Source organism: Pseudomonas sp. WS 5411 (assembly GCF_012985595.1).
In the GTDB taxonomy this organism is placed as follows: Bacteria; Pseudomonadota; Gammaproteobacteria; order Pseudomonadales; family Pseudomonadaceae; genus Aquipseudomonas; species Aquipseudomonas shahriarae.
Genome location: NZ_JAARMC010000019.1, coordinates 79008 through 91991, shown reverse-complemented (window position 1 = coordinate 91991; position 12984 = coordinate 79008). Strand labels below are relative to the sequence as shown.

At 63.5% G+C, this 12984-nt stretch carries 7 protein-coding genes; 6 read left to right on the top strand and 1 reads right to left on the bottom strand.

From position 1 onward, the window contains the following. Positions 1–222: 222 nt before the first annotated feature. The 6 genes from recC to HBR93_RS21000 all read left to right on the top strand — a co-directional run bounded on the left by recC (position 223) and on the right by HBR93_RS21000 (position 11864). On the top strand, positions 223–3672 hold the full coding sequence (recC, locus tag HBR93_RS21025) for an exodeoxyribonuclease V subunit gamma (protein WP_169961000.1): 3450 nt from the start codon (positions 223–225) through the stop codon (positions 3670–3672). Continuing rightward, positions 3669–7346, top strand: coding sequence for an exodeoxyribonuclease V subunit beta (recB, locus tag HBR93_RS21020; RefSeq protein WP_169960999.1), 3678 nt, complete (start codon positions 3669–3671; stop codon positions 7344–7346). The genes recC and recB overlap by 4 nt, the downstream gene beginning before the upstream one ends. Next, positions 7343–9391 (top strand): exodeoxyribonuclease V subunit alpha, encoded by a 2049-nt coding sequence (gene recD, locus HBR93_RS21015; protein WP_169960998.1) that lies wholly within the window; start codon positions 7343–7345, stop codon positions 9389–9391. Before recB ends, recD begins: the two co-directional genes overlap by 4 nt. Positions 9392–9530: 139 nt before the next feature. Continuing rightward, positions 9531–10103, top strand: a complete 573-nt coding sequence (locus HBR93_RS21010; protein WP_115127328.1) for a YfiR family protein — start codon at positions 9531–9533, stop codon at positions 10101–10103. After that, on the top strand, positions 10100–11368 hold the full coding sequence (locus tag HBR93_RS21005) for a diguanylate cyclase (protein WP_057439326.1): 1269 nt from the start codon (positions 10100–10102) through the stop codon (positions 11366–11368). The genes HBR93_RS21010 and HBR93_RS21005 overlap by 4 nt, the downstream gene beginning before the upstream one ends. Positions 11369–11372: 4 nt before the next feature. Beyond that, entirely contained in the window at positions 11373–11864 is a 492-nt protein-coding gene (locus tag HBR93_RS21000) for an OmpA family protein (RefSeq protein ID WP_169960997.1), read from the top strand. Between the two features lie 106 nt (positions 11865–11970). Here HBR93_RS21000 and HBR93_RS20995 read toward each other — a convergent pair whose 3' ends face one another. After that, positions 11971–12918, bottom strand: a complete 948-nt coding sequence (locus HBR93_RS20995) for a LysR family transcriptional regulator (RefSeq protein WP_057439324.1) — start codon at positions 12916–12918, stop codon at positions 11971–11973. Between the last annotated feature and the right edge of the window lie 66 nt (positions 12919–12984).

Sequence of the window (12984 nt, the reverse complement as noted above, 5' to 3'; positions counted from 1 at the left end):
TAGTGAAACGATGCATCGCCGATGGTAGTGTGGGGTTTCCCCATGTGAGAGTAGGTCATCGTCAAGATTAAATTCCGAAACCCCAATTGCGAAAGCAGTTGGGGTTTTGTTTTGGGCGGTCGAAAAGCGCTGAGGCGATTTGGCGAGCAGTCCAACTCCGCCTGTAACGCCCTTCAATGCTAAAGTCGCTCCCTCGATTTTGCTTTTCCCAAGGAAGCCGTTATGCCGGATGCAACGTCCCTCAGTGCTGGATTTATGGTCGTCCACGGCAATCGCCTGGATGAACTGCGCAGCCTGGTCGTCAGTTGGATGCGTCGTTATCCATTGGCTCCCCTGGAAAACGAAATCGCTCTGGTGCAAAGCAACGGCATCGCCCAATGGCTCAAGCTGGCCCTTGCTGAAGACCCGGAAGAGGACGATCTGGGAGGGTGCGGCATAGCCGCGGCAATCGATGTGCAACTGCCCGGCAGCTTTATGTGGCAGCTCTATCGCATGGTCCTGGGCCGCGATGAAATCCCGGCCAAATCCTTGCTGGATAAAGCCCCACTGACGTGGCGCCTGATGCGCATGTTGCCCGAGCTGATCGACCAGCCGCACTTCGAGCCCCTGCAACGCTTCCTCACCCATGACACTGACCTGCGTAAACGCTACCAACTGGCGGAGCGCCTGGCCGACCTGTTCGACCAATATCAGGTGTATCGTGCCGACTGGCTGGAAGACTGGGCCGCTGGCCGCCACCAGTTGCGCAATGGCCGAGGCGAAGCCAAGCCCTTGAGCCCGGCCAACTGCTGGCAGGCCGAGTTATGGCGCGCGTTGCTGCTGGACGTGGGTGAGGAAGGCATGGCGCAAAGCCGTGCCGGGGTCCACCAGCGTTTTATCGAACGCATTAATAACCTGGACACCGCCCCCCAAGGCCTGCCGTCCCGCGTCATCGTGTTTGGCATTTCCTCCTTGCCCGCCCAGGCCCTTGAAGCCCTGGCCGGCCTGGCCCGTTTCAGCCAGGTGTTGCTCTGCGTGCACAACCCTTGCCGTCACCATTGGTCCGACATCGTCGCCGACAAAGACCTATTGCGAAACGAATACAAACGCCAGGCGCGCAAGACCGGGATGCCCGTCACCATCGACCCGCAAACCTTGCACCAGCACGCCCACCCCTTGCTGGCCGCCTGGGGCAAGCAAGGTCGCGACTACATCAATCTGCTGGACAGCTACGACGATCCCAACAGCTACCGGTCGGCCTTCCGTGACGGACGCATCGACCTGTTCAGCGACAGCGAGCCGACCACCATTCTCAACCAGCTACAGGACGATATCCTCGAACTGCGCCCGCTCCCGGAAACCCGCGAGCGCTGGCCGGCCGTCGATCTGCAGCACGACACCTCGATCCGCTTCCACATCGCCCACAGCGCCCAGCGCGAAGTGGAAATTCTTCACGATCAACTGCTCCAACGCTTCAGCGCGGATCCGACGTTGCGCCCCCGCGACGTTATCGTCATGGTCCCGGACGTTGACAGCTATGCACCGCATATCCGTGCGGTGTTCGGCCAGTTGGACAAGAAAGACCCACGTTTCATCCCCTTCACCCTGACGGACCAGGGCCAACGGGGCCGCGACCCGCTGTTGATCGCCGTCGAACACCTGCTGAAGCTCCCGGACAGCCGTTTCCCGGTCAGCGAAATCCTCGACTTGCTGGACGTTCCCGCCTTGCGCGAACGCTTCGCCATCCAGGAGCGCGACCTGCCCACGCTGCACCGTTGGATAGAAGGCGCAGGCATCCGCTGGGGGCTCGATGCCGAACAGCGCGCAGGCCTGGGCCTGCCCAGTGCGCTGGAGCAGAACAGCTGGAGATTCGGCCTGCGTCGCATGCTGCTGGGCTACGCCGTCGGCAGTGGCGCAGCCTGCGCCGGCATTGAGCCCTATGACGAAATCGGCGGCCTCGACGCGGCGCTGATCGGGCCCTTGGTCGCCCTGCTTGACGCATTGCACGATGCCCACCAAGCCCTGTCACAGCCCGCGACCCCGCAAGCCTGGGGCACACGCCTGCAAGACTTGATGCAGCGCTTCTTCCTGCCCAGCAATGAACACGATGACTATCTGCTGGGTCAGTTGGAGCAACTGCGGGAAGACTGGCTGGAGACCTGCGAGTCCGTCGGCCTGTACGACGAATTACCGCTGACTGTCGTGCGTGAGGCCTGGCTTGCCGGTCTCGACCAGGGCCGCTTGTCCCAGCGCTTTCTCGCCGGTGCCGTGAACTTCTGCACCCTGATGCCGATGCGGGCCATCCCCTTCAAGCTGGTGTGCCTGCTGGGCATGAACGACGGCGACTATCCCCGCGCGCAACCGCCGCTGGATTTCGACCTGATGGGCAGCGACTACCGCCCCGGCGACCGCTCCCGGCGCGAAGACGACCGATACCTGCTGCTCGAAGCCCTGCTCTCGGCGCGCGACCAGCTCTACATCAGTTGGGTCGGCCGCAGCATCCGCGATAACAGCGAGCGCCCGGCGTCCGTGCTGATCGGCCAACTGCGCGATCACCTCGCCAGCGGCTGGCAGCATGCCCAGGAGCAACCGTTGCTGGAGGCGATGACCCAGGAACACCCATTGCAACCCTTCAGTGCGCGTTACTTCCACGAGGGCGATCCACTGTTCAGCTACGCCCGCGAATGGCAGCTGTTACACGAAGTTCAAGACCAGCCCCTCGAAACAACCGGTCTGGCACCCCACATCCAGGAAGAACCCCTGAGCCTGGGCCAGTTGCAGGACTTTTTGCGTAACCCTGTCAGGCATTTCTTCAGCCAGCGCCTCAAAGTATTTTTCGAAGCCGCCGAAGTGCCCCTGGCCGATGAAGAACCCTTCGTCCTCGACGCCTTGCAGCGCTACACCTTGAGCGACAGCCTGCTCGCTGCCGCGCTGACCGACCCGGATCATCTCGAACAAGCCCTGCTGGCCCAAGCGCAACGTCTTCAAGGCAGTGGCCTGCTGCCCATGGTCGGTTTCGGCGAATGCCTGCGCAACGAGCTGATCGAACCCTTGCCTGACTTGCTGCAACGCTACCAGCAACTCCTGGCACTCTGGCCCACGCCACACAATACCGCGGAGCCCGTCAGCTTCGCGCACCAGGGTATTCAACTCGACGGCTGGGTCAGCGGCTTGCACCGGCGCAGTGATGGCGGCTTGCTCAGCGTGACCACCATCCCCAACAGCATCGGCTCGATCAAGACCCGCAAGTGGCATCGCCTGATCCGCCCATGGGTCAACCACCTGGTGGCCTGCGCCTGTGGCCTGCCCTTGAGCACCGGCCTGGTGGCGAGTGACGACACGCTCCTACTGGCGCCACTGGAGCAAAACCTTGCCCAGGATGTGCTTGGCAACCTGCTCCTGGCCTGGCGGGCCGGCATGAGCGAACCACTACCGATCGCGGTCAAGACCGCCTTCGCCTGGCTCGGCCAGACTGATCCGGACAAAGCCCAGGCCGCCGCCCTTAAAGCCTACGAAGGCGATGGCATCACCAGCGATGGCGAGCGCCGCGAAAGCCCGGCCCTCACCCGGCAATTCCCCGACTACGCGGCCCTGGTCGCCAGTGAAGATTTCGAAGGCTGGTGCGAAACCCTGTACCGCCCACTCATCACCGCCCCCTGGCGATCACTGACCAGCGAGGAGGCCCGCTCATGAGCACCAAACCCCTGGCTCTGGCCTTCCCCCTGCGTGGCAGCCAACTGATCGAAGCCAGCGCCGGTACCGGCAAGACCTTCACCATCTCCGCGTTATACCTGCGCCTGGTTCTGGGCCACGGTGGCGATGAGGCGGGTTTTGGCCGCGAATTGCTGCCGCCGCAAATCCTCGTGGTGACCTTCACCGATGCCGCCACCAAAGAGCTGCGTGAACGCATCCGCACCCGCCTGGCACAAGCGGCGCGTTTCTTTCGTGACGAAATCGAACAGCCCGATGCCCTGATCGCCGAGCTGCGTGATCAGTACAGCGCCGAGCAGTGGCCGGGTTGCGCCAACCGCCTCGACATCGCCGCGCAATGGATGGACGAGGCCGCCGTCTCGACCATCCACAGTTGGTGCCAGCGCATGCTGCGCGAGCACGCTTTCGACAGTGGCAGCCTGTTTACCCAGACCCTGGAAACCGACCACAGCGACTTGCTTGGCGAAGTGTTGCGCGACTACTGGCGGCTGTTCTGCTACCCGATGCACGGCGATGCCCTGAACTGGGTCCGCAGCAACTGGGGGGGGCCTGCGGCGCTGATGCCCCGAGTGCGCGCGTTGTTCGGTAGCGAGCGCCCCGGTGATGAACCCCGTGAGCCCGCCGAGTTGATCGAGGCCTGCTTGCACGAGCGCCGCGAGGCCCTGGTGGCGCTCAAGGCCCCCTGGCAGCAATGGGCCGCCGAGTTGCGCGAGATCTGCCTGCAAGCTGTCGCCGCCAAGGCTGTGGATGGTCGCAAGATGCAGGCCCGTTATTTCGAGCCCTGGTTCGAGAAAATCAGCGCCTGGGCCGCTGACGAAACCCTGGAGCAACTGGACATCGGCACCGGCTTCACCCGCCTGACCCCCGAGGGTATGGCCGAAGCCTGGAAGGGCGACGCCCCCCATCACCCCGGCCTGGATGCCATGGCGGGCCTCAAAGCCAGCCTCGACGCCTTGCCCACGCCCGATGCTGCAGTGTTGCAACACGCGGCGGCCTGGGTCGGCAAACGCTTTGAAGAAGAGAAACGCCGGCGTGCCGAAATGGGTTTCGACGACATGCTCATCCGCCTCGACGCCGCCCTGCAAACCGAGGGTGGCGAACGTCTGGCCAGCGTAATCCGCGAGCAATTCCCGGTGGCCCTGATCGACGAATTCCAGGACACCGACCCGGTGCAGTACCGGATCTTCGAAAGCATCTACCGCATCGAAGACAACAGCCCGCACAGCGGCCTGTTCCTGATCGGCGACCCCAAGCAGGCGATCTATGCGTTTCGCGGCGCCGATATCTACACCTACCTGCGCGCCCGCCAGGCCACCGCCGGGCGTTTGCATACCCTGGGCACCAACTTTCGCTCCAGCCATGCGATGGTCGAGGCGGTCAACCACGTGTTCCAGCGTGCGGAATCCGGGCGTGGGGCGTTTCTGTTTCGTACGCCCGACGGCGACAACCCGGTGCCTTTCCAGCCGGTGTCGTCCCAGGGTCGCAAGGAGCAGTTGCAGGTCGATGGCCACACACTGCCAGCCCTGAATATCTGGCACCTGCCCACCGACCAGCCGATCTCCAATGTGCGGTATCGCCAGCAATTGGCCGGCGCGTGCGCCAGCCAGATTGTCGCGTTGCTCAATGGCGGTCAGCAGGGCACGGCAGGGTTTATCAAGGGGGCAGACTTCACTCCCGTGCAACCGTCGAACATCGCCATCCTTGTGCGTGACGGCAAGGAAGCTCAGGCCGTACGCGGTGAACTGGCCGCGCGCGGTGTGCGCAGCGTGTACCTGTCCGATAAGGACTCGGTATTCGCCTCCCAGGAAGCCCATGACCTGCTCGCCTGGCTCAAAGCCTGTGCCGAACCGGATGTCGAGCGCCCGCTGCGCGCGGCCCTGGCCTGCGTCACCCTCAACCTGTCGCTGCCCGAGCTGGAGCAACTGAACCAGGACGAACTGGTCTGGGAGCAGCGAGTCATGCAGTTCCGCGATTACCGCGTGATCTGGCGCACCCAGGGCGTGCTGCCGATGCTGCGGCGTCTGCTGCATGACTTCAAGTTGCCGCAAACCCTGATTGCCCGCAGCGATGGCGAACGGGTGCTGACCAACCTGCTGCACCTGTGCGAGTTGCTGCAACAGGCCGCCGCAGAGCTGGACGGCGAACAAGCGCTGATCCGCCATCTTGCGGAGCACCTGGCGCTCTCGGGCCAGGCCGGCGAAGAGCAGATCCTGCGCCTGGAAAGCGATGAGCAACTGGTCAAAGTGGTGACTATCCACAAGTCCAAGGGCCTGGAATACGACCTGGTCTTCCTGCCGTTTATCTGCTCGGCCAAGCCGGTCGACGGCAGCCGCCTGCCGCTGCATTACCACGATGCCAACGGCAAGTCCCAGGTCAGCCTGAAACCCACCGTCGAACTGATCGCCCAGGCCGATGACGAGCGCCTGGCCGAAGACCTGCGTCTGTTCTATGTGGCGCTGACCCGGGCCAAACACGCCTGTTGGCTGGGCGTGGCTGACCTCAAACGCGGCAATAACAACAGTTCGGTGTTGCACCTGTCAGCCCTGGGTTATCTGCTGGGCGGCGGCGCGGCCCTGGGTGAGTCCGCAGCCCTGGCCCGTTGGCTGATGGATTTGCAGGACGGCTGCGCGGCGATTGCCTACGAGCAAATGCCGGAAGCTGACACCAGTACCTACCAACCTCCGCGCAATGACGCGACCTTGCTCGCGCCCCTGCTGCCCAAGCGCAAGGCCGCGGAAAACTGGTGGATCGCGTCCTACAGCGCCCTGCGCATCGGCGAAAGCATGAGCGCCGCCAGCCTGGAAGCCCCGGAAAGCCCCCAGGCACAGAAGCTGTTCGACGACGAACGCCTGGACCCGGATGCACCGCGCGAAGTCGCCGCGTCTGGCGGGGATATTCACCGTTTCCCACGGGGGCCCAACCCCGGGACCTTTCTCCACGGCCTGCTGGAGTGGGCCGGTAACGAAGGCTTCAACGTAACGGCCGAAGCCATCGAAGATGCCGTTGCCCGGCGCTGCAACCGACGTGGCTGGGAAGGCTGGATCGGCACCCTCAGCGGCTGGCTCGGGCACCTGTTGCAACTGCCGTTGGGCCTGGGCCATGGGCAGGCCTCAGTGACCCTGAGCGACCTGCAGCACTATCAGATTGAAATGGAGTTCTGGTTCGCCAGCCACAAAGTCGATGTGCTCGCCCTCGACCAACTGGTCTGCCAATACACCCATGACGGCGTGTCGCGGGTCGCCGCCGAGCCGGTGTTGCTCAATGGTATGTTCAAGGGCTTTATCGACCTGACCTTCGAACATGACGGCCGCTACTACGTGGCTGACTACAAATCCAACTGGCTCGGCGCCGACGACGCGGCCTACACCCGTGAGGCCATGGAACAGTCGATTCTCGACCATCGCTACGACCTGCAATATGTCCTCTACCTGCTGGCCCTGCATCGCCAGCTCAAGGCGCGCCTGCCGGATTACGATTACGACCGGCATGTGGGCGGCGCGCTCTATCTATTCCTGCGCGGTAGCCAAGCCGTGAGCCAGGGCGCGTATTTCACCCGGCCGCCACGGGAGCTGATCGAACGCCTGGACCTGCTGTTCCAGGGCAAGCCGCAACGGCCCAAGGTCGAACCGGCCTGGGAACAAGGAGTCCTGCTATGAGCCTCTCGACAATGCCGCTGGAGGCACTGGCACCGCTGGATCGCGCTGACGACCTGATGCACCTGCTGGAGCGCTGGGTCGAGCGCGGCTGGCTGCGGGCGCTGGACAAGGCGTTCGTCGGCTTTCTCCACGAACTGGATCCACAGGCCGATCCCCTGATGCTGCTGGCCGCCGCCCTGACCAGTCACCAACTGGGCCACGGCCATGTGTGCCTGGACCTGTTCGAAACCCTGAAGGCCCCGGATTTCGCTCTGTCGCTGCCCCCAGAAGGGGATCTTTCAAGTGGCGTGATGCTGCTGCCCTCGCAATTGCTCGAGGGCCTGGACGGCGCCCATTGGTGCCATGCCCTGGCCGCAAGCCCGCTGGTGGCGCTGGCCGTCGATGGCAGTGCGGCGGCGCAAAGCCGGCCGTTGGTATTGTCGGGCAAGCGCCTGTATCTGCGGCGTTACTGGACCTATGAGCGACGCATCGACAGCGCCTTGCGTCAGCGTCTTGCCGTGCAGGAAGCGGTCTCGGCCGACTTGCCCCAGCGCTTGAATGGCCTGTTCGACCAACCGCCCCCGGACGGCGTGGTCGATTGGCAGAAACTCGCCTGTGCCCTGGCCACGCGCGGTGCGTTCAGCATCGTCACCGGCGGCCCCGGCACCGGCAAGACCACCACGGTGGTGCGCCTGTTGGCCTTGCTGCAGGCACCCGCAGTGGAGCAGGGCACGGCCTTGCGCATCCGCCTGGCGGCGCCCACCGGCAAGGCGGCGGCACGTTTGACCGAATCCATCAGCCAGCAAGTACGCTCGCTGCAAGTGCCCGACGCTGTGCGCGAAAAAATCCCCACCGAGGTCACCACCGTGCACCGCCTGTTGGGTAGCCGCCCCGGCACCCGGCATTTCCGCCATCACGCGGGCAACCTGTTGCCGCTGGATGTGCTGGTGGTGGATGAAGCCTCGATGATCGACCTGGAAATGATGGCCAACCTGCTGGATGCCTTGCCACCCCATGCGCGCCTGGTACTGCTGGGGGACAAGGACCAATTGGCCTCGGTGGAAGCCGGCGCGGTGCTCGGCGATTTGTGCCGCGATGCCGAAGCGGGTTGGTACAGCCCCGACACCCGCCAATGGCTGGAAAACGTCAGCGGCGAGACCCTGGCGGGCAGCGGCCTGCAGGAGGATCTCGAGGCCAGTCATCCGCTGGCGCAACAAGTGGTCATGCTGCGTTATTCCCGGCGTTTCGGCGAAGGCAGCGGTATCGGCCAACTGGCGCGCTGGGTCAACCAGCAAAACCCCGAGCAGGCTCGCCAACTGTTGGACGCCGGCAGCCACGACCTGTTTTGCCTGCACCTCAAGGGCGAGCATGACCGCGCCCTGGAGCGCCTGGTGCTGGACGGGCAGGGCAGCGATGCCCAGGGCTATCGCTACTACCTGAACCTGTTGCGCACCACACGCCCGGCAGCCGAGACACCCCGCGACGACTCGCGCTGGACCGACTGGGCGCGCCAGTTGTTGCAAGCCTTCGATGCCTTCCAGTTGCTGTGCGCGGTGCGCAAGGGCCCCTGGGGCGTGGAAGGCCTCAACCAGCGCATCACCGCGGCGCTGCTCAAGGCCCGGCTGATCGACAGCGACCAGCAATGGTACGAAGGCCGCCCGGTACTGATGACCCGCAACGACTACGGCCTGGGCTTGATGAACGGTGACATTGGTATCGCCTTGAAGCTGCCCGAAAGCGACGGTGGGCCGCAGGTGCTGCGTGTGGCCTTCCCGCGCAACGATGGCCAGGGCGGGGTGCGCTTTGTGCTGCCCAGCCGCCTCAATGATGTGGAAACCGTCTATGCCATGACCGTGCACAAGTCCCAGGGCTCGGAGTTTGCCCACACGGCCTTGATCTTGCCGGATGCACTGAACCCGGTACTGACCAAGGAGCTGATCTACACCGGCATCACCCGCGCCAAGGATCGCTTCAGCTTGATCGAGACCCGTGGCGGGGTTTTCGAAGAGGCGGTGCGGCGCAAGGTAAAACGGTTGAGCGGGCTGATGTTGGAGTTGGGTGCGTGAGAATGTGGGAAAAACCTGACCGATATGTCGGGTTTTTCATGATGAATGGCAGAATCTACCTAGAGCCCGTCTCGATGGGGTTTCCGCCAATATGCTATCGTTGCGGCATTATCCCGAGAAGATCATAGAGAATCGCTGCATGAACGTGGCTGTCTCGCCCGCAGAGCGTAGTTGGAGCTGGAGACGATTGCTGCTATCGGCCGTTTTGTGTCTCGTCACGCCTCTGGCTTTTGCCCAGGCGCCCACAGCCAGTGCAGCCGACCAGCGGGCCCAGGCCGTCACCCAGGTGATACTGGGGATTCTCAGCTACGCCCGCTGGCCGGTGGAGCCCGCGCAACTGCGGTTGTGCATCGTTGGCCCGACCCAATACACCGACGACCTGGTCAAGGGCACCACCCAGGCCACCGGCCGGCCGGTGGTGGTCCAGCGCTTGCTGGCGGACAACCCCAATATCGTCAATGCGTGCGACGCGCTGTACATCGGCAAGCTCACTACTGACGAGCGTGGCCGCCTGTTCACCGCGTTGACTGGCCATCCGGTGCTGAGCATCAGCGAAGGCGGCGATCAATGCACTGTGGGCAGCCTGTTTTGCCTGCGGGTCAGTGATGAGCAAGTCTCGTTCGAGGTCAACCTCGACTCCGTCGCCCGCAGCGGTGTGCGCATCCACCCCAGCGTCCTGCAGTTATCCCGTCGTCGGGCGCCGGAGCCATGAAACTGCGTAACGCCAAAACCCGCCCTACATTACGTTCGGTCCTTGGTCGCGGGCACCTGAGTGTGGCGCTGGTGGCCGTAGCCATGGCCAGCGTCTCCCTGACCCTGCTGGGGGTGCTGGCCCTGCGGGTGTATGCCGACCATAACCTGCACCTGATCGCCCGTTCGATCAACTACACCGTGGAAGCCGCAGTGGTGTTCAAGGACCGCGTGGCGGCCACCGAAGCCCTGGCGCTGATTGCCTCCACTGAAGAAGTCGCTGAAGCCCGGGTGCTGGACCTCAACGGCAGCACCCTGGCCCATTGGGTGCGTCCGGAAACGGGGGTGCTGTCCAGGATCGAGCTGGAGTTGGCCCACACACTGCTGGAAGAGCCCATCCGCCAGCCGATCCTGCATCAAGGCCAGAAAATTGGCACCGTCGAGTTGAGTGGCCACGGCGGTAGTCTGTTGCGCTTTTTGCTCAGTGGCCTGGCGGGGATCATCATCTGTACTGCCATCAGTGGCTGGGTAGCGATTTACCTGGCGCGGCGCATGTTGCGCGGCATCACCGGCCCGCTGCACAGCCTGGCCGACGTCGCCCACGCCGCGCGCAGCGAGCGGGCCTTCGACCGCCGTGTGCCACCGGCGCAGATCGCCGAGCTCGACAGCCTGGGCAACGACTTCAATGCCCTGCTCGACGAGTTGGAAGCCTGGCAAACCCACCTGCAAAGCGAAAACGAAACCCTTGCCCACCAGGCTAGCCATGACAGCCTGACCGGGCTGCCCAACCGCGCCTTCTTTGAGGGCCGCCTGATTCGCGCCTTGCGCAGCGCGGCCAAGCTCAACGAGCGAGTGGCGGTGCTGTTCCTCGACAGTGACCGCTTCAAAGACATCAACGACAATTTCGGGCATGCCGCCGGTGACGCCGTCCTGGTTGCGGTCGCCGCGCGCGTGCGGGCGCAACTGCGCGAGAGCGACCTGGTGGCCCGCCTGGGCGGTGACGAGTTCGCCATCCTGCTCTCGCCCCTGCACAAGCTCGAAGATGCCCAGCGCATCGCCGACAAAATCATCGCCAGCATGGACCAGCCCATCCCGCTGCCGGGCAACACCGAAGTGTTGACCTCACTCAGTATCGGTATCGCGGTATATCCCGATCATGGTGCCACTCCCGGCGCCTTGCTCAATGCCGCCGATGTGGCGATGTATCAGGCCAAACGCCTTTCCCAGGGCGGCCAGCACACGGCGGAGTCGGAGCACTCGGCCGCCAATGTTCAACACAGGAGTTGATCCCTTGTTTGCTAACACACGCGTTCTGTTTATCACCTTGTTTATTGCGCTACTGGCCCTGAGTGGCTGCCAGACTCCCCCCCCCAAAGGCCTGACCCCGGTGCAAGTGGCGGTGCTCAAACAACAAGGCTTCGAACTGACCGACGAAGGCTGGGCGTTTGGCCTGTCGGGCAAAGTGCTGTTTGGCAGCGACGTCGAAAAACTCAACACGCCCAGCACCGAGATCGTCGAACGCATCGGCAAGGCCCTCACCGGCGTGGGCATCGAACGCGTGCGCGTAGACGGCCACACCGATGCCTCGGGCAAGGAAGCCTACAACCAGCAACTGTCCCTGCGCCGGGCGAAAAGCGTGGGCAAGGTCTTGGTGGGCGTGGGTATGAAGGAAGAAAACGTACAACTGCGCGGCCTGGGCAGCAGCGAGCCGGTGGCCTCCAACAGCACCTCCGCGGGCCGTACCGAAAACCGCCGGGTGTCGATTGTAGTGATCGCCGACTGAGCCGACAGGCCGGTCTGAATTTCAAACACGCTCAACTGTGGGAGCGGGCAAGCCCGCTCCCACACTTATCAGTGCCGACCCAACGTTCTGTGCCTGCAGCAGCCATTCAGTCGGCAAACACCATCTCCCGCGTTTCCCCCATCAGCAACCCCTGGTTCTGCTCCGTCACCTCACGGATGTAATCCCACAACAACGTAATCCGCTTCAACTTGCGCAAATCCTCCCGGCAATACATCCAGAACTGCCGCGTAATATTGATCTCCTCCCCCAACACCGGCAGCAACCGCGAGTCCTGCGCGGCCAGGAAGCACGGCAAGATCGCCAGCGAACGCCCCTGCTGCGCCGCCACGTACTGCGCAATCACGCTGGTGCTGCGCAGGCTGGCGCTGGCGCCCGGGACGACATTGGCCAGGTACAGCAGCTCTGAGCTGAACGCCAGGTCATCCACGTAGCTGATAAACGGATGGTCGGCCAAATCGGCCGGGCGGCGGATGGGTGGGTGCTGGTCGAGGTATTCCTGGGTCGCGTACAGCTGCAACTTGTAGTCGCACAGTTTGCAGCACACGTAGGGCCCGTGTTCCGGGCGTTCCAGGGCGATGACGATGTCGGCTTCGCGCTTGGACAGGCTGATGAAGTGGGGCAGGGGCAGGATGTCGACCGAGATCGCCGGGTAGGTATCGACGAAGTGGCTCAGTTGCGGGGTGACGAAAAAACTACCGAACCCTTCGGTACAGCCCATGCGCACATGCCCCGACAGCGCCACGCCGGAGCCCGATACTTGTTCGCAGGCCATATGCAGGGTGCTTTCGATGGACTCGGCGTAACCCAGTAAACGCTGGCCTTCATTGGTCAGCACAAACCCGCTGGTCCGGGATTTCTCGAACAGCAGGGTGCCCAGCGAGCCTTCCAGCGAGCTGATGCGCCGCGACACGGTGGTGTAGTCCACCGCCAGGCGCTTGGCAGCGACGCTGGCCTTGCGGGTACGCGCCACTTCGAGGAAAAACTTCAGGTCATCCCAGTTCAGCGAGCCTAAAGACGTGATGTTTTTTTGCATGTTGGACCGGCTTTTATGTGGGTTCTTATTGGAAGTTTGCACATCTATACTCCAAAAATCGTCCGA

Excerpts from the sequence above, each read along its gene's own strand:
- HBR93_RS21010 (WP_115127328.1), top strand. The coding sequence starts at position 9,531 with ATGAACGTGGCTGTCTCGCCCGCAGAGCGTAGTTGGAGCTGGAGACGA.
- recB (WP_169960999.1), top strand. The coding sequence starts at position 3,669 with ATGAGCACCAAACCCCTGGCTCTGGCCTTCCCCCTGCGTGGCAGCCAA.
- recD (WP_169960998.1), top strand. The coding sequence starts at position 7,343 with ATGAGCCTCTCGACAATGCCGCTGGAGGCACTGGCACCGCTGGATCGC.
- HBR93_RS21005 (WP_057439326.1), top strand. The coding sequence starts at position 10,100 with ATGAAACTGCGTAACGCCAAAACCCGCCCTACATTACGTTCGGTCCTT.
- HBR93_RS20995 (WP_057439324.1), bottom strand. The coding sequence starts at position 12,918 with ATGCAAAAAAACATCACGTCTTTAGGCTCGCTGAACTGGGATGACCTG.
- recC (WP_169961000.1), top strand. The coding sequence starts at position 223 with ATGCCGGATGCAACGTCCCTCAGTGCTGGATTTATGGTCGTCCACGGC.